General features: G+C 59.6%; 14 protein-coding genes. 10 read left to right on the forward strand and 4 right to left on the reverse strand.

Features of this window, described 5'->3' with window-relative positions; all coding sequences use genetic code 11:
• Positions 1-56: 56 nt before the first annotated feature.
• Positions 57-1,055, reverse strand: a complete 999-nt coding sequence (locus ASC74_RS07060) for an alpha/beta hydrolase (RefSeq protein WP_056740397.1) — start codon at positions 1,053-1,055, stop codon at positions 57-59.
• Between the two features lie 83 nt (positions 1,056-1,138).
• Here ASC74_RS07060 and aroC point away from each other — a divergent pair, with 83 nt between their 5' ends.
• The 5 genes from aroC to mtnC are packed head-to-tail and all read left to right on the forward strand — an operon-like array spanning position 1,139 to position 5,287.
• Positions 1,139-2,230, forward strand: coding sequence for a chorismate synthase (aroC, locus tag ASC74_RS07065; RefSeq protein WP_046047494.1), 1,092 nt, complete (start codon positions 1,139-1,141; stop codon positions 2,228-2,230).
• A 28-nt stretch (positions 2,231-2,258) separates the two neighbouring features.
• Positions 2,259-3,410, forward strand: a complete 1,152-nt coding sequence (locus tag ASC74_RS07070; RefSeq protein WP_056740398.1) for an MFS transporter — start codon at positions 2,259-2,261, stop codon at positions 3,408-3,410.
• Positions 3,407-4,033, forward strand: coding sequence for a methylthioribulose 1-phosphate dehydratase (locus tag ASC74_RS07075; RefSeq protein ID WP_056740400.1), 627 nt, complete (start codon positions 3,407-3,409; stop codon positions 4,031-4,033). The genes ASC74_RS07070 and ASC74_RS07075 overlap by 4 nt, the downstream gene beginning before the upstream one ends.
• 20 nt (positions 4,034-4,053) lie before the next feature.
• A complete protein-coding gene (locus tag ASC74_RS07080) occupies positions 4,054-4,599 on the forward strand; it encodes a 1,2-dihydroxy-3-keto-5-methylthiopentene dioxygenase (RefSeq protein ID WP_056740402.1) in 546 nt (181 codons plus the stop codon).
• A gap of 4 nt (positions 4,600-4,603) precedes the next feature.
• Positions 4,604-5,287, forward strand: a complete 684-nt coding sequence (gene mtnC, locus ASC74_RS07085; RefSeq protein WP_056740404.1) for an acireductone synthase — start codon at positions 4,604-4,606, stop codon at positions 5,285-5,287.
• 120 nt (positions 5,288-5,407) lie between these two features.
• Here mtnC and ASC74_RS07090 read toward each other — a convergent pair whose 3' ends face one another.
• On the reverse strand, positions 5,408-5,686 hold the full coding sequence (locus ASC74_RS07090; protein WP_008146103.1) for a DUF3509 domain-containing protein: 279 nt from the start codon (positions 5,684-5,686) through the stop codon (positions 5,408-5,410).
• A 344-nt stretch (positions 5,687-6,030) separates the two neighbouring features.
• Here ASC74_RS07090 and ASC74_RS07095 point away from each other — a divergent pair, with 344 nt between their 5' ends.
• Both ASC74_RS07095 and ASC74_RS07100 read left to right on the forward strand, forming a co-directional pair.
• The gene (locus tag ASC74_RS07095) at positions 6,031-7,869 is read left to right on the forward strand and encodes a long-chain-acyl-CoA synthetase (RefSeq protein ID WP_056740406.1); all 1,839 of its coding nucleotides are present in this window, start codon (positions 6,031-6,033) and stop codon (positions 7,867-7,869) included.
• Between the two features lie 111 nt (positions 7,870-7,980).
• The gene (locus ASC74_RS07100; protein ID WP_056740408.1) at positions 7,981-8,499 is read left to right on the forward strand and encodes an ankyrin repeat domain-containing protein; all 519 of its coding nucleotides are present in this window, start codon (positions 7,981-7,983) and stop codon (positions 8,497-8,499) included.
• Between the two features lie 183 nt (positions 8,500-8,682).
• On the opposite strand, the gene ASC74_RS07105 is transcribed toward ASC74_RS07100, so the two are convergent.
• Together ASC74_RS07105 and xthA are read right to left on the reverse strand one after the other, a co-directional pair.
• Positions 8,683-10,023 carry a substrate-binding domain-containing protein gene (locus ASC74_RS07105; protein ID WP_056740410.1) on the reverse strand — a complete coding sequence of 447 codons (1,341 nt, stop codon included), beginning with the start codon at positions 10,021-10,023 and terminating at the stop codon, positions 8,683-8,685.
• A gap of 152 nt (positions 10,024-10,175) precedes the next feature.
• Positions 10,176-10,988: an exodeoxyribonuclease III gene (xthA, locus tag ASC74_RS07110; protein ID WP_056740412.1), complete on the reverse strand. Its 813-nt coding sequence runs from the start codon at positions 10,986-10,988 to the stop codon at positions 10,176-10,178.
• 327 nt (positions 10,989-11,315) lie between these two features.
• Here xthA and ASC74_RS07115 point away from each other — a divergent pair, with 327 nt between their 5' ends.
• The 3 genes from ASC74_RS07115 (at position 11,316) to ASC74_RS07125 (ending at position 17,430) form a co-directional block, all read left to right on the forward strand.
• Positions 11,316-11,966 (forward strand): GNAT family N-acetyltransferase, encoded by a 651-nt coding sequence (locus tag ASC74_RS07115; protein ID WP_056740414.1) that lies wholly within the window; start codon positions 11,316-11,318, stop codon positions 11,964-11,966.
• Between the two features lie 65 nt (positions 11,967-12,031).
• Positions 12,032-13,759: an autotransporter assembly complex protein TamA gene (locus tag ASC74_RS07120; RefSeq protein ID WP_056740416.1), complete on the forward strand. Its 1,728-nt coding sequence runs from the start codon at positions 12,032-12,034 to the stop codon at positions 13,757-13,759.
• Positions 13,756-17,430, forward strand: a complete 3,675-nt coding sequence (locus ASC74_RS07125) for a translocation/assembly module TamB domain-containing protein (protein WP_056740418.1) — start codon at positions 13,756-13,758, stop codon at positions 17,428-17,430. Before ASC74_RS07120 ends, ASC74_RS07125 begins: the two co-directional genes overlap by 4 nt.
• The last annotated feature ends 391 nt before the right edge of the window (positions 17,431-17,821 follow it).

Here is a 17,821-nt window from a genome sequence, read left to right on the forward strand (position 1 = left end):
TCAGGACTGGAGGGTTAGGGGGCGTTCTCAACCAGTTTTCACGCCCCTAACACCGCTTAACTGGTGCGAAGTCCGTCAATAAACCCGAGGATTCGCGTGCCGAGTTCGGCCGCCAGCGGCAATTGCGGATCCTTATAAGAGGCCAATTGCCGTTTTACATCGTTGGGCACGATGCGCATCACGTGGTTCATGCCCTCGATCAGCGCCAGTTCGGCGTCCGGTTTGGCGGCCTTCAACAGCCTGGCGTCACCGACGCCGACCTGGATGTCGTTGCTGCCCTGGATGATCAGCGCCGGCATCTTCAACTTGGCGAACGCCGCCGCCGGGTCCTGGCGGAACAATGAAATCAGATACGGCTGCACGCTCGGGCGGAAAATCACCTGCAACTGCGGCGGCACGTTGTCGTCGGTGTGGCCGGCCTTGAGGCTGTCGAGCAATTCATTGCTGCGCAGCATCAGTGCTGGCGGCAGGCGATTGCTCAATTGCTGGCGTAGCACCTGATCGATCGGCCGGGCGCTGCCGGACATGGAGATGACCGCGGTGGCGTCCAGGCTCGGCGCCGCGAGGCTGGCGATCAAGGCGCCTTCGCTGTGGCCCAGCAGGATCAACTGGCCAAAGCGCGGGTCGGTTTTGAGTTTCTGACCCCAGGCCTCGGCGTCGGCCACATAGGCTTCCACCGACAGATTGCGTTCGTCCGGGGTCGCCGCAAGGCTCGCCGCCACGCCGCGTTTGTCATAACGCACGCTGGCGATGTTGTGTTTGGCCAGGACCCAAGCGAGACGCTTGAGGCTGTCGTTGCGTCCGCCGTCGGGGTTGTTTCCGTCACGATCCGTAGGACCGGAGCCGGAAATGATCAGGACAACCGGTACCGGCGTGTCGGACTTGGGCAGCAATAACGAGCCGAAAAGCTCACCGGTGCCGGTGTCCAATGTGATCGGGCGTTGCAGGACAGTGGCCTGTACAAAGCCGGTAAAGAGGGTAAGGCTCAAGGCTATAACTCGCAGCATCATCACGCCATCATGAACAAGGTGCCGGTTGGACTCGCAGGCACCCATAAGGTTCGAGGATGAACTAGTTGGGTAGCCTGCGTATACTGGCGCGCATTACGTATTTGGTTCGAATTCACGGAGCGTCCTGCATGTCCGGCAATACCTACGGCAAGCTGTTCACTGTCACCACCGCGGGCGAAAGCCATGGCCCGGCGTTGGTCGCCATTGTCGACGGCTGCCCGCCGGGCCTGGAGATCTCTCTGGAGGATCTGCAGCGTGACCTGGATCGCCGCAAACCCGGCACCAGCCGCCACACCACCCAGCGCCAGGAAGCCGACGAAGTCGAAATCCTCTCCGGCGTGTTCGAAGGGCGCACCACCGGTTGCCCCATCGGCCTGTTGATCCGCAACACCGACCAGAAGTCCAAGGATTACTCGGCGATCAAGGACCTGTTCCGCCCGGCCCACGCCGACTACACCTATCACCACAAATACGGCGAGCGCGATTACCGTGGCGGCGGTCGCAGCTCGGCCCGTGAAACGGCCATGCGCGTGGCCGCCGGGGCGATTGCGAAAAAATACCTGGCCACTCAGGGCATCGTCATTCGTGGCTACATGAGCCAGCTCGGCCCGATCGAAATCCCGTTCAAGACCTGGGATTCGGTGGAAGAGAACGCTTTCTTCAGCCCTGATCCGGACAAGGTCCCGGAGCTGGAAGCCTATATGGACCAGTTGCGTCGCGACCAGGATTCGGTCGGCGCGAAGATCACCGTAGTCGCTGAAGGCGTAATGCCTGGCCTTGGCGAGCCGATCTTCGACCGTCTCGATGCCGAACTCGCTCACGCGCTGATGAGCATCAACGCGGTCAAAGGCGTGGAAATCGGCGCCGGTTTCGCCAGCGTTGCCCAGCGCGGCACCGAGCACCGCGATGAAATGACCCCGCAAGGTTTCCTCAGCAACAACGCGGGCGGCATTTTGGGTGGCATTTCGTCGGGTCAGCCGATCGTCGCGCACCTGGCACTCAAGCCAACCTCGAGCATCACCACGCCGGGTCGTTCCATCGACATCCATGGCAACCCGGTGGAAGTCGTCACCAAGGGTCGCCACGACCCGTGCGTCGGCATCCGCGCCACACCAATCGCCGAAGCGATGATGGCCATCGTGCTGATGGATCACCTGTTGCGTCACCGCGGGCAGAACCTGGACGTGCGCGTGAGCACGCCGGTGCTGGGTCAGCTTTAATGGCTGACCTCAGAGCCGCTGCGGTCTGATGACGGCAGCGGCGCTCCCGTACTGGCGGCTCTCCAGTTTCTATCTGTTCTATTTCGCCTTGCTCGGTTCGACAGCGCCGTTTCTGGCGCTGTACTTCGATCACCTGGGCTTTTCCAGCGCGCGCATCGGCGAGCTGGTGGCGATCCCGATGCTGATGCGCTGCGTGGCGCCGAACATCTGGGGCTGGCTCGGTGATTACACCGGTCGACGCCTGGCCATCGTGCGTTTTGGCGCGGTGTGCACGCTGCTGACGTTTTCGCTGATCTTCGTCAGCAAGACCTATGCTTGGCTGGCGATGGTCATGGCCTTGCACGCGTTTTTCTGGCACGCGGTGTTGCCGCAGTTCGAAGTCATCACGTTGGCGCATTTGCAGGGCCAGACTAACCGTTACAGTCAGATCCGCCTGTGGGGCTCCATCGGTTTTATCATCACCGTGGTTGCGCTTGGCCGGCTGTTCGAATGGTTGAGCCTGGATATTTATCCGGTGGCGTTGGTGCTGATCATGGCCGGGATCGTGGTCAGCAGTTTGTGGGTGCCGAACGCCCAACCGGCTCAGGGCAATCGAATTGCGGGAGATGGGTTTCTCAAGCAATTGCGCAATCCCGGGGTGCTGGCGTTTTACGGTTGCGTGGCGCTGATGCAGATGAGCCACGGTCCTTATTACACCTTTCTGACCTTGCACCTGGAACGACTCGGGTACAGCCGTGGGTTGATCGGCGTGCTCTGGGCGGTCGGTGTGGTCGCCGAAGTCTTGATGTTTCTGGCCATGAGCAAGATCCTCGCGCGTTTCTCCGTGCGACGGGTGCTGCTGGCGAGTTTTCTGCTGGCAGCGTTGCGTTGGTTGTTGCTCGGTTCGTTCGCTGAGTTCCTTTGGGTGCTGTTGTTTGCCCAGGTGCTGCACGCGGCGACATTCGGCAGCTTTCACGCGGCTGCCATCCAGTTCGTGCAACGTAGCTTCGGCGCACGCCAACAAGGGCAGGGCCAGGCGTTGTATGCCGCACTGGCCGGCACTGGCGGCGCACTGGGCGCGTTGTATTCCGGCTACAGCTGGAATGCCCTCGGTCCCGCATTGACCTTTAGTATTGCCAGCCTCGCAGCCTTCGCGGCAGCCGTTATCATTGCCACACGTATGCAAGAGGACAGGCCATGAGCCTTACCCGTGAGCACCTCGCCCAGGAAATCATCGATGCCGGGCGTTTTCTGTATGGCCGCGGCTGGTCGCCGGCCACCAGCAGCAACTACTCGACGCGCCTGTCGCCGACTGAAGCGCTGCTGACGGTGTCCGGCAAGCATAAAGGCCAACTCGGCGTCGACGATGTGCTGGCTACCGATCTGTCCGGCAACAGCCTGGAACCGGGTAAAAAACCGTCCGCCGAAACCCTGTTGCACACCCAGCTCTACAACTGGCGCCCGGAGATCGGCGCGGTGCTGCACACGCATTCAGTGAGCGCCACGGTGCTGTCGCGCCTGACGCCGCAAGATTTCATCGAGTTCGAAGACTACGAACTGCAAAAAGCCTTCAGTGGTGTGTCGACCCACGAATCCCGGGTGCGTGTGCCGATTTTCGACAACGATCAGGACATTGCGCGCCTCGCCGCCAAGGTGCAGCCTTGGCTGGACGCCCATCCTGATTGCGTCGGCTATCTGATCCGCGGCCACGGTCTCTACACCTGGGGCGCGCGCATGAGCGATGCACTGCGGCAGATCGAGGCCTTTGAATTTTTGTTCGAGTGCGAGTTGAAGATGCGCTCGGTCTCGAACCATAAAGCATGAACCGTTAAGGAGTTGCCCTGATGAGCAGCCTGTCCGTTTACCACGTCTCAAGCCCTGATTTGCCAAACAAGGTGCTGACGCATTTCGAAGACATCGCCTCGACCCTGGCCGAGCAGGGCGTGCGTTTCGACCGCTGGCAAGCCGCGGCGAAAATCCAGCCCGGCGCCAGCCAGGAAGAAGTGATCGCCGCGTATCAGGAGCAAATCGACAAACTGATGACTGAACGCGGTTACATCACCGTCGATGTCATCAGCCTGAACAGCGATCACCCGCAAAAAGCCGAATTGCGCGCCAAGTTTCTCGACGAACATCGCCATGGCGAAGACGAAGTACGATTTTTCGTTGCCGGCCGTGGCCTGTTCACCCTGCACATCGACGATTATGTCTATGCCGTGCTGTGCGAGAAAAACGACCTGATCTCGGTGCCGGCCGGCACCCCGCACTGGTTCGACATGGGCGAGCATCCGCATTTCGTCGCGATTCGTCTGTTCAACAACCCTGAAGGCTGGGTGGCCAATTTCACCGGCGACGACATCGCCAGTCGCTTCCCGTGTCTTGAGGACTGAGGCGATGCCGATCAAAGCGATTCTCACCGACATCGAAGGCACTACGAGCGCGGTGAGTTTTGTGTTCGACGTGCTGTTTCCCTACGCCGCCAAACACTTTCCGGATTTTGTTCGCCAGCACGCCGCGCGTGCGGAGGTTGCCGAGCAACTGGACGCCGTTTGCCGGGATGCCAACGAGCCGAACGCCGACGTCGAGCGGGTGATCGACATTCTTCTGCACTGGATCGCCGAAGACCGCAAAGCCACGCCGCTGAAAGCGTTGCAAGGCATGGTCTGGGAACAGGGCTATCAGGCCGGAGAGTTGAAAGGCCACGTTTACCCGGACGCCGTTGAAGCGCTCAAACACTGGCATCAGGACGGCTTCAAACTGTTTGTTTATTCGTCCGGTTCGATTCAGGCGCAAAAGCTGATCTTTGGCTGCTCGGAGGCGGGGGATCTGTCACCACTGTTCAGTGGCTATTTCGACACCACCTCGGGGCCCAAGCGTGAAGCGCAGTCCTACGAGCGCATTACCCAGGCCATTGGCCTGGACGCTTCGCAGATCCTGTTTCTGTCCGACATCGTCGAGGAACTGGACGCGGCGCACACGGCGGGAATGGCTACGTGCGGGCTGGCCCGAGAGGGCGGGGAGTTGGCGGGGCATGTGACCGTCGACAGTTTTGCGCGGATCAACCCTTCGACGTTTTAAGGCATATAACACATACCTGTGGGAGCGAGCTTGCTCGCGATAGCGGTCTGTCAGTCAACTCAAGTGTTGAATGTTCAGCCGCCATCGCGAGCAAGCTCGCTCCCACAGTGTTTTAGGGGTTTAAACCGAGTGATACGTCGGCAGGGCAAACCGCTGCTGGCTTTGCAGCATGGAAATCTGTGGCAGTTCGCTGGCCTGTTCGGCGATGTCACGGCGAATGGCACTGATCACCCAGGACAACTGATCGCCAGCATGCAATTGCTGGTAGGAAATCGAGCGCTTGAAGACTTTGCCGTCGGTGCTGCTCAAGGTCAGCAGAATGCCGCCGTCCGGACGTGGCTGGGTGGTCACTTCGAAGTTGGAGAACAGGGACGAAAATTTTTCTTGGATCAGGTTCATGTCTATCAGCTCCGTTAGCTCTTGAATGGCAAGCATGCAGAGGTAGTTGCAGTGATTGTGCCAGCACCTGATTTTTTAAAAGTCCTTACATATCAATTAGTTAGTTTTTAAGTGATTTTGCACTTTCGTGCAATCTGCATGAATGGCCATCGTGCATCCTGCATTTTGCGTGGTCGACGTCGATTCGATGGAACCATTTGCCCCGCGCAAGCTCACGATTTCGAATGCCGCAGCCGTGGATACAAATCATTTCAAAAACCGCGTGTACAGCTCAGGAACCGCTGACGTATTTTCGGCCTCAATCAACGCCGCCCGAACAATAAAAAGATCGACCGGGAGCAACCATGAGCCGCACGCCGCACGACACGATTACCTGGGGCATGATGCTCCGCAAGCTGCCTTCCATTGCCAAAGCCATCCCTCGCGTGGTGAAGGGAATGAAAGCCGCCAACGTCAAGGACCCGACCCAACCGTGTGGCCTGGGCTGGAGCTTCGAGCAAGCGACGTTGCGCAATCCCGACGGCCCGGCATTGCTGCAGGGCGAGGTGGCGCTGACTTATTTTCAGGTCAACCAATGGGCCAATCGCATTGCCCATCATCTGATTGCCCAAGGCATCCGCAAGGGCGATGTGGTGGCGGTCTTTATCGAGAATCGCCCGGAACTGCTGGTGACGATTCTGGCGGTGGCCAAGGTCGGCGCGATCAGCGCCTTGCTCAATACGTCGCAGACCCGCGATACCCTGGCTCACAGCCTGAACCTGGTGGCACCCGCGGCGATCATTGTCGGAGAAGAGTTGGTCCCGGCGTTTTCGGCGGTCCGCGAACGGGTGTCGATCGAGGCGGCGCGCACCTGGTTCGTCGCTGATCAAGACACCTTCAGGCATCCGGGCATTGCGCCCGACGGGTTCATCAACCTGATGACCGCCAGTGCCGACAGCTCCAGCGCCAACCCCGCCAGCAGTCAGCAGGTTTTTTTCGACGACCCTTGTTTCTATATCTACACCTCGGGCACCACCGGCTTGCCCAAGGCCGGGGTGTTCAAACATGGCCGCTGGATGCGCAGCTCCGCGAGCTTCGGGCTGATCGCCTTGGATATGCGCCCGGAGGATGTCGTCTATTGCACTTTGCCGCTCTATCACGCCACCGGGCTGTGCGTGTGCTGGGGCTCAGCGATCAGTGGCGCCTCGGGCTTTGCCATTCGCCGCAAGTTCAGCGCCAGTCAATTCTGGAACGATGTGCGCAAGTACCGCGCGACCACCCTCGGTTACGTCGGCGAATTGTGCCGCTACCTGGTGGATCAACCGCCCAGCACCGACGACAGCCAGCACCGCGTGACGAAGATGATCGGCAATGGCCTGCGCCCCGGCGCGTGGGGCGAGTTCAAGACGCGATTCGGTGTGAATCACATCTGCGAGCTCTACGCCGCCAGCGACGGCAACATCGGTTTCACCAACATCCTCAACTTTGATAACACCGTCGGTTTTTCCCTGATGTCATGGGAGTTGGCGGCGTATGACCACGACAGCGGCGCGCCGATTCGGGATGCTCAGGGCTTCATGCGCAAAGTCGCCAAAGGCGAGCAGGGGCTTTTGCTGGCGAAGATCGACGACAAGGCGCCGCTCGACGGTTACACCGATCCACGGAAGACCGAAAAGGTTGTGCTGCACGACGTGTTCGAGAAGGGCGACCGTTACTTCAATACCGGTGACCTGCTGCGCAACATCGGTTTTGGTCACGCGCAGTTTGTTGATCGCTTGGGAGATACATTCCGCTGGAAGGGCGAAAACGTCTCGACCACCGAGGTCGAAAACATCCTTCTGCAACACCCGAATATTTCCGAGGCCGTGGCCTACGGCGTGGAAATTCGCAACACCAATGGGCGTGCGGGGATGGCGGCGATTACGCCAGCCGAGTCCCTGGCGACCCTGGATTTCAGTGAGCTGCTGGCTTTCGCCCGAGAGCAAATGCCCGCCTATGCGGTGCCGTTGTTCCTGCGAGTCAAAGTGAAAATGGAGACCACCGGCACCTTCAAATATCAGAAGACCCGCCTCAAGGACGAAGCCTTCGACCCCGGCAAAACCGGCGGTGATCCGATCTACGCCTGGTTGCCGGGAACCCAGACTTACGTGCAGGTCACTCCGCAGTTGCTGGCGGATATTCACGGCGGCGCTTTTCGTTATTGAATGCAGCGCTATTGAATGTGGCTATGGCCGTCCATGAGAAAAAAGAGGTGACAGCCTCGGGGCTGCTCGGGAAACTGTCGGCTTTGCGAATAACCGAACGTGGAGTGCCCAATGTCAGACCAAAGCCGCCAGATGTCCCCCGAAGAAGCCGCTGAATTTGCCGAACAGGTATTCAACAAGGCGCGCGAGGGCGATGCGGCCATGATGGCTGCGCTGTTGACCAAGGGCCTGCCGCCGAACCTGCGTAACCACAAGGGCGACACCTTGCTGATGCTGGCCGCTTACCACGGCCATGTGGAGACGGTAAAAGTCCTGCTCGAGCACAAGGCCGATCCGGAAATCCGCAACGACAACGGCCAGAGCCCGATTGCCGGCGCGGCGTTCAAGGGTGACCTGGCGGTGGTCAAGGCACTGGTTGAAGGCGGCGCGCAAGTGGAAGGTTCGTCCTTTGACGGTCGTACTGCGCTGATGATGGCGGCGATGTTCAATCGCGTCGAAATCGTCGACTACCTGATCAGCAAAGGCGCCGACCCGAAAGCCAAGGATGCCAATGGCGTCTCTGCGCTGGATGCCGCCAAGACCATGGGCGCGGTGGACACCACGGCGCAGTTGCAGAAGCTGCTTGGCTGATCTCCATCGTGTAGCAGCTGTCGAGCCTGCGAGGCTGCGTTCGGCTGCGAAGCAGTCGTGAAATCAGGCGATGCGGTGTTTCAGGAAGACCGCACATACAGGTTTTACGACGGCTGCGTCCGAACGCGGCCCGAACCGAACGCAGCCTCGCAAGCTCGACAGCTGCTACACACACACACACCGTCAATACACCCAAACCTCAACCCGCCGATTCTTGATTCGCCCCTCATCCGCGCTATTGGCCGCCACTGGCATCTCGGCGCCAAAACCACGAATCTCGCGAAACACCACGCCGCTTTTCACCAGTTCGCGCCGCACCGCCATCGCGCGCAGTTTCGACAGCAGATCGGCGCGGGCCGGATCACTTTTGGCGTCGCCAAACCCCACCAGCGTCACCTGCCGATTGATCTTGTCACGCTGCTTTATATAGTCGAGCACCCGCGACAGGTCCTGCCGGGCCTTGTTGTCCAGCGTCGCACTGCCTTCTTCGAAACGGAAATTCACTGTCAGTCGTTGGGCGTGGCGACTGAGCGCCTGATAACCCTCCGGCATCAATGCATTCGGCGTGACGGTCATGGCCTGGACGGTCTGGGCGATAAAACCATTGGCCGCGACAATCGCCTGACCCTTGCTGCTTTGGGCGAACGTCACCAGTGCGTCGGCCCAGGGATTTTTCCCATTGGGCGGCAGGTAAAAGAACAGCCGGCGGGACAGCGGATAGTCTTCCGTGGCAATCAGGCTGTTGAGCGGCAACATGGCTTGGGATTGGCCATCGGCAATCGCCACGGCTTTGGCCTGACGCACGTAAGGCAGGCCGATGAAGCCGATACCTTGCGGGTCGAGGCTGACCGCGTCGGACAATTGCTCGCTGGATTCGAAACGTTTCGCCGCGCTGCTCAGCGTTTTCCCACGACGGCTGAGGACCAATTCCTTGAACGTGTCGTAGGTGCCCGATTGGTCATCCCGCGCATAGAGATGAATCGTCCCACCGGTGCCGCCGAGTTCTTCCCAGGTTTTTGCCTCGCCACTGAAGATTCGCGCCAGTTGTTCGGTGTTCAGTTCACTCAACGGATTTTGCGGATGAAGGATGATCGCCAGACCATCGATGGCGATGACCTGCTCGGCGCCGGGGCTTTTAAAGTCGCCCAGGCGTGCAAGGTCTGTCCGTTCGCTGTCCTTGATCGGGCGCGAGGAGGCGGCGAGGTCGGCGGTGGCGGTTTTCAGGGCGGTGAAACCGGTGCTGGAACCGTGGGCCGCGATGTCCACCGCGACCCGGCGGCCCTGAACGGTTTCGCCGATGACGCGCAGTTCGTTGGCTTTGTCCGGGGCCTCGCTGTGAACCTTGAGCAGGCCCTGTTCGCGCATCAACCCCTCAACCAGCGCCGGACCCAATGCCGCGCCAATGGTGTTGGAACCCTGGATGCGCAGCACCGGGCCAGACTCGGGCGTCGGCAACGCGCCAGCCGACGCCGTCAGCGGCAGCCAGGCGCACAGCATCAACAGGAACAACACGCGCAGCGTCATGCCAGCACCTTATAAGCCAAAGGAAGTGCCGGGAGAATAAGTCAGTAAGGTTTCTGAAAGATGACAGATCAAAAGATCGCAGCGTTCCGCAGCTCCTACAATGGGTCGGCGTACTCCCTGTAGGAGCTGCGGAACGCTGCGATCTTTTGCTTTTAGCTCAATTCAAGCCAGATCGGCGCGTGATCCGATGGTTTTTCCATCCCGCGCAGTTCGTAATCCACCCCCGCATCCTTCACACGTGGCAACAACCCATGGGACGCCATGATCAAGTCAATCCGCAGCCCACGCTTGGGCTCATCCTCAAAACCGCGGCTACGGTAGTCGAACCAGCTGAAACGGTCGGCCACCTCCGGGTTCAAGTGACGGAAACTGTCCACCAGGCCCCAGTTTTTCAAGCGGGCCATCCACTCGCGTTCTTCCGGCAGGAAGCTGCATTTGCCGGTTTTCAGCCAGCGTTTCATGTTGTCCGGGCCGATACCGATGTCACAGTCTTCCGGGGAAATGTTCACGTCGCCCATCACCACCACCGGCTGATCGTTGCTGAACTGGCTTTCCAGCAGTTGCTGCAGATCTCTGTAAAAGCGCTCCTTGGCCGGGAACTTGGTCGGGTGATCGCGGCTTTCGCCCTGTGGGAAATAGCCGTTCATGATGGTCACCGGCACGCCATTGGCGTCGGCGAACGTGCCCCAGATGAAGCGGCGCTGAGCGTCTTCTTCATCGGTGGCGAAACCTTTGTGCAGCGCGATAGGTTCCTGACGCGAGAGCAGGGCGACGCCGTAATGACCTTTTTGACCGTGGAAATACACGTGATAGCCCAGCGCCTGAACCTCGGCCAGCGGGAATTGGTCATCGTGAACCTTGGTTTCCTGCAGTCCGATCACGTCTGGCTGGTGCTTTTCGATCAGCGCTGCCAGCTGATGCGGGCGAGCGCGCAGCCCGTTGATGTTGAAGGAGACGATCTTCATGGTCGGCAGTCCTGGCAAAAGGGCGATGCTAGCTGACATGTAGGAATGGGGCCAGTGTAGGGTGAGGGCATTCGTGTTTGTCCGTCAGCTTTGTATTTGGTAGTAATGGCCTCATCGCGAGCAGGTCGAATCGTCGCACCGTCGCTCCCACAGGTTAGGAGTCTGGTCTATAACTGGTGGGAGCGACGGTGCGACGATTCGACCTGCTCGCGATGGCGACATCACAGCCAACACTGATTCGGATCAGAAAGGAACTGTGCCAGCGCTATAGGCTCGTAACCAGAAGAGCGCAGTCATTTGAGCTGTGCCCCGGGGAGATCAACCGTTATGCCCGAACCCTCGACCGTCATCGCCGATATTCACATGCTCGACGGCGGCTATTCCCGCGAAGCACGTTCGCTGTTGTACCAGGCTTACCGGCATGAGCCGACGTTCGGCTACCTGTTCGAAGCGGAGCGCCCCGGTTATGAACAGCGGGTCCGCGCCACCGTGCGCGAACTGGTCAAACAACACTTTCTTCAGGACTTGCCGGCCATCGGTCTGTTGGTCAACGACCGGTTGATCGGCATCGCGCTGATCGCGCCGCCGCAACGTCGCCTGGGCATCACCGAAAGTTGGGCCTGGCGTCTGCGCATGGTGCTCAGCACCGGGTTTCGCTGCACCCGACGCTATCTTGAGTATCACGATGCCGTGATGGCTTGCGTGCCGTCCGACTCGGTGCACCTGCTGCCATTGCTGGGGGTTCATCCGCAATTTCAGGGCAAACACTTTGGCGAACAATTGCTGCAAGCGGTGCATAACTGGTGCGCGGTGGATGAACACTCCGAGGGCGTGATCCTCGATACCGGGAATCCTCGTTATCTGGAGTTCTATAAGCGTCAGGGCTATGAGGAAATAGGAGAAGTCGCCGTAGGACCGATCCGCGAACACGTGTTTTTTCACGCCAATCCTCAGGTGTTACAAACAGCAACGGCATAAAGGTAGAACTTTCACCGCACGCCAGGCTCTATCACGCTCCCAAGCTCGTGATAGCATCCGCGCCTATGAATTTTCCAGGAAGAATGACCAGCGGCGTGCTGATGCTGATTACCAGCTGCGCGGCGCTGGCGCAAAGTGAATTGGATGTGCGGATCAAACCGTCCAACGATGAACTGAAAGCCAATATAGAGGGCTATATCGGCAGCCTCGGCGATCGTGACGAAGAAGCCTTGCTGCGCTTCAGTCGCGGCGCCGAAGAACAGGCGCGCAAGGCGGCCCAGGCCTTGGGTTATTACCAGCCGCAGATCGACTCGGATGTGAAGGGCGGCAAGACGCCGCGCCTGGTGCTGAGCATCGATCCCGGCGAGCCGGTGCATTTGCGCAATGTCACTATTCGCATCGACGGCCCGGCCGCCTCCCTCAAATCCTTCCGTGTACCCAAAAGCGATGCGTTGAAAACCGGCGCCGTGCTCAACCATGGCCATTACGAAGATGCCAAGCGCCTGATTCAGAATCAGGCCTCGCGCTATGGTTTTTTCAGCGGTTACTTCAGCAGCCAGAAATTGTCGGTCGACCCGCGAGCCGGCGTTGCCGACATCGAACTGATCTACAACAGCGGCCCACGTTATTCACTGGGCAAGGTCAGTTTCGAAGGCGATACGCCGTTCGACGAAGACCTGCTGCTGCGCATGGTGCCCTTCAAGGCGGGCGCGCCTTATGACTCCGAACTGATCGCCGAACTCAATCAGGCCATGCAATCGAGCGGCTATTTCGAAAGCGTGCGGGTGGATGCGGCACCGACGGCGTCGAAGAACGATGTGATCCCGGTAGACGTCAAACTCGAAACCCGCAAACCACGGACCATGGGCCTGGGGCTGGGTTATTCCACCGACGTCGGCCCACGGATCAAGGCCAACTGGACCCGGCATTGGGTCAACCCTCAGGGGCACAGCTATGGCTGGGAGACCGAGGTTTCGGCGCCCCGGCAGAACGTCGGTGTGTTCTACGACATTCCCCTGGACCCGCCGCTGACCGACAAATTGCGGTTCGCCGCGGGTTATCAGAATGAAGAAATCGCCGACAAGGACTCCCTCAGCAAACTGCTGACCATCGGCCCCGAGTGGCACAGCAAGCTGCCCAGCGGTTGGCAGCGCGTGGTGTCGCTCAAGTGGCAGCGCGAGGAATACAGGCTCGGCGACGACTCGGGGCTCAGCACATTGCTGATGCCTGGCGTCAGCTATTCCTACCTTAAAAGTGACAACCGCATCGACCCGCACAACGGTTATCGCCTGGGATTCGAGACCAAAGTGGCCAAGGAAGGCTTGGGTTCGGACACCAACCTGATTTACGGCACCGCGTTGGTGAAAGGCTTGACCACGGTCTTCGACAAACACCGCTTCCTCGGGCGGGTGCAGGTCGGCGGCAGCGCCACCAACGGCTATAAATCGGTACCGCCGTCGTTGCGCTTCTTCGCCGGTGGCGATCAGAGCGTGCGCGGTTACGACTATCAGAGCCTGTCCCCGGAAAACTCCGAGGGCGACCGCATCGGCGGCCGTTACATGGTTGCCGGCAGCGTCGAGTATCAGTACTCCATTGCCGAAAAATGGCGGGTCGCGACCTTCATCGACCAAGGCAATTCCTTCAATACCCTCGAACTGCCGGACCTCAAGACCGGCGTCGGCATCGGTGTGCGCTGGGTTTCTCCGGTAGGGCCGATACGCCTCGACCTGGCCCATGCGATGGACGACGACGGCGGCATTCGATTGCACTTTTCCATGGGGCCTGAGCTGTGAATCGTGGTTTGAAAATAACGCTGCTGGCGATTCTGGCGCTGCTGATGCTGGTCGTTTTGGCCGTGGCCACAGTGCTGGGCACGGCAACGGGCAGTCGCTGGGCGCTGGGGTTCGTGCCGGGTTTGACCGTCGAGAATTTCCAGGGTCGTTTGGGCGGACAGTGGAGCGCCGACCATGTGCTGTGGCAGCAGGACAGCAGCCGGGTTGAGTTGAACAAGGTGATTTTCGCCTGGTCGCCGCTGTGCCTGACGCGCATGACCCTGTGCATCGAGCAATTGAAAGCCGATCAGGTCAGCCTGCAATTTCCGCCCGGCACGGAAGAAGAAAGCAGCGGGCCGATCAGTCTTCCGGATCTGAAGTTGCCCCTGGCCATCGAGCTAGGCGATGTCCAGGTCGGCAGCCTGATGTTCAACGGCAGCGAAGAGCTCAAGGGCCTGCAACTGGCGGCGCACTGGACGGCCAACGGTTTGCAGATCGATTCCGTTCATTTGCAAAGGGATGACCTGAGCCTGAATCTTTCAGGCCTGCTGCAACCCAGCGGGAACTGGCCGCTCAAGGCCGAAGGCAAACTGACTCTGCCAGCCCCCGGCACCGGGCCTTGGACGCTGGCCCTGAAGGTTGAAGGCGATCTGCTGAAAACCCTCAACCTGAAAGCCGACAGCAGCGGTTACCTCGACGGACAATTGACCGGCGAACTGCAACCGCTGGTGGAAAACCTGCCGGCCAAGGTGCGGATCACCGCTGACGGTTTCAAGCCTGGCGCCGATCTGCCGGACACCCTGCAGATCAACCAACTGGAGCTCACCGGCGACGGCGACCTGAAAAACGGTTACCAGTTGCTTGGCAAAGCCACGTTGCCCGCAGAACTTGGCCCGGTCGCGTTGTTGCTGCAAGGCAAGGTCGATGCCAATGGCGCTCAGATCGCCGGGTTGGACCTCACGGCCAACGACAAGCAAAGCCTCAAACTCACCGGCAAACTCGACTGGAGCAAAGGCCTGAGTGCCGATGCAAAAATCGACTGGCTGGATTTCCCGTGGCATCGCCTCTATCCGCTGATCGACGAGCCAGAAGTGGCGTTGCGCAGCTTCAACGGTGAAGTCTCCTACACCGACGGCCAGTACATGGGGCACTTCAACGCCGCACTCGACGGCCCGGCCGGGGCGTTCAGCCTGACCAGCCCGTTCAGCGGCGACCTGACGAAAATCTACCTGCAACAAATTCAACTCGAAGCCGGGCAGGGCAAGGCCGAAGGGCACCTGAACCTGCAATTCGCCGACGGCATTGCCTGGGACACCGCGCTGGACCTGTCGGCGATCAACCCGGCGTACTGGGTCGCGGAGTTGCCGGGCATCCTGGCCGGACCGTTGCGCAGCAAAGGCGAGATGAAGAATGAAAAACTCAGCCTGACCGCTGATCTTGACTTGAAAGGCAAACTGCGCGGCCAACCGGCAGTAATCCAGGCCAAAGCCGATGGCGGCGGCGAGCAATGGAACCTCAGTGCATTGCAGATTCGCCTCGGTGACAACAGCATCAACGGCAAGGGCAGCCTGCAACAGAAGCTCGCCGGTCAGATCGATATCAAGCTGCCGCGCCTGGCTCAGCTGTGGCCGCAACTACGCGGTCAGCTCAATGGTCGCATCGATGTCGCCGGGACGCTCAAGGCCCCGCAAGGCAAGCTCGGGCTGCAAGGCACGCAACTGGCCTTCGAAGACAATCGCCTGCAAAGCCTGAACCTGGACGCCACCCTCGACAGCGCGCAGCGTGCGAAAATCGACCTCAAGGGCAGCGGCATTCAGGCCGGTGAGACGTCACTGGGCACGCTGACCGCCAGCGGCCAGGGCGATATCAAAAACCAGAAACTCACCCTCGACCTGCAAGGGCCGAAGCTGAAACTCGCGCTCGGCCTCGACGGCAATCTGGACCAAGGCAATTGGCGCGGGCGCCTGGCCAGCGGCGATATCCAGGCCGGCGGTCAAGACTGGAAACTGCAAGGTCCGGCGAAGTTGGAGCGGCTGGCGGACGGCAAGATCAATTTTGGCGCTCATTGCTGGACGTCCGGCCCGGCCAGCCTGTGCGGTGAGGATCAGCGCCTGATGCCTGAGCCGAAGCTGCGTTATCACCTCAAACAGTTCCCGATCGACAGCCTGGCGCAGTGGTTGCCCAAGGATTTCGCCTGGAAGGGACGACTCAACGCCGACCTGCAACTGGACCTGCCGGCCAGCGGCCCGAACGGCCAGATCAGCATCGATGCCAGCGGCGGCACGTTGCGCATCAAGGAGAAGGACCAGTGGCTGGACTTCCCGTACCAGACCCTGAAACTCAACAGCAAACTCACGCCCAAGCGCATCGACACTGACCTCAATTTCGTCGGCGGCAAGCTCGGTGAGCTCATGCTCCAGGCGCAGATCAATCCGTTGCCGAAGGACAAACCACTGACCGGCTCATTCCGTTTGAACGGACTGGACCTGTCGGTCGCGCGGCCGTTTGTGCCGATGGTCGAGAAACTGACCGGACGCTTGAATGGTAGCGGCACGCTCGCAGGTACGCTGCTGGCGCCGCAGGTCAACGGCAATCTGTTGCTCAGCGACGGCGAGATTTCCGGGCCCGAACTGCCGATGGACCTTGAAGCGCTGCAACTTCAAGCCGTGATCGCTGGCGAAACCGTGCAATTGAACGGCGGCTGGAAAAGCGGCAAGGCCGGGCAGGGCACCTTGAGCGGCAACATCGCCTGGGGGCAGGCATTGGTGGTTGATTTGGCGCTCAAAGGTACGCAATTGCCCGTCACCGTCGAGCCGTATGCCAAGCTGGAAGTGGCGCCGGACCTGAAGATTTCGGTGAAGGACGACAAACTGGCGATCACCGGCAAAGTGCTGGTGCCGAAAGGCGAGATCACCGTGCGCGAGTTGCCGCCATCGACGGTCAAGGTGTCCGATGACACGGTGATCGTCGGTCAACAGACCGAAGAGGGCAAGCCGCCGATGGCCATGGCGATGGACATCGATGTGGTGGTCGGTCAGGACAAACTCAGCTTCGCCGGGTTTGGCCTGACCGCCAACCTGCAAGGTCATGTGCACATCGGCGACAACATGGACACCCGCGGCGAGCTCTGGCTCAACGATGGGCGTTATCGTGCCTACGGTCAGCGATTGACCGTGCGCCGGGCGCGTTTGCTGTTTGCCGGCCCGATCGATCAGCCGTATCTGGACATCGAAGCGATTCGCCAGACCGACGACGTGATCGCCGGCATTCGCCTGAGCGGCAGCGCCGAGCAGCCGACCACACAGATTTTCTCCGAGCCGGCCATGAGCCAGGAGCAGGCGTTGTCCTATCTGGTGCTGGGGCGTCCGCTGAGCAGCAACGGTGAGGACAACAATATGCTCGCCCAGGCCGCGCTCGGGTTGGGCTTGATGGGCAGTTCGGGGGTGACCAGCGGGTTGGCCAAGAACCTGGGCATTCAGGACTTCCAGCTCGACACCCAGGGCAGCGGCAACGCCACCAGCGTAGTAGCCAGCGGCAATATCTCCGAGAAGCTCAGCCTGCGTTATGGCGTTGGCGTGTTCGAGCCGGCCAACACCATCGCCTTGCGTTACAAGCTGAGCAAGAAGGTCTACCTCGAAGCGGCGGGCGGCGTGGCCAGTTCGCTGGATATCTTCTACAAGCGGGATTTTTGATTTAACGCTCACTCAAAATGCTCTTCTTTCTCTTCATGCAATAACGACATGAGGTGGGGAAGGAGAGTTTTTTGTGTGGGAAGTTTTGCTGTTGAACGTAAGGTAAGTTGTAGATGATTGAACACTTAATTGTTTTTGGTCGTAGGGCGGAAGTGTTTGTGTGGTGGGGAATATCTGGTTTTGTTGATTTTGCTAAAATTAAAGTTTGTGGTTGATGAATGATTTATATATTCAAGTTGTTGATATAAAAAGAAAAAAGTTAATTTTTAATAGCTAAAGCTATTCTTTTTGTTGCGGTTGTGGAAGTCTGAAGAGACACATCTTGAAGTCTTCTGGTCATGTGTTTGCTGTTCTTTGAAATGTGCGTCTGTATTAGGATGAGCCATCGCAA

The sequence above is a fragment of the Pseudomonas sp. Root329 genome, from assembly GCF_001424925.1.
Classification (GTDB): Bacteria; Pseudomonadota; Gammaproteobacteria; order Pseudomonadales; family Pseudomonadaceae; genus Aquipseudomonas; species Aquipseudomonas arabinosi.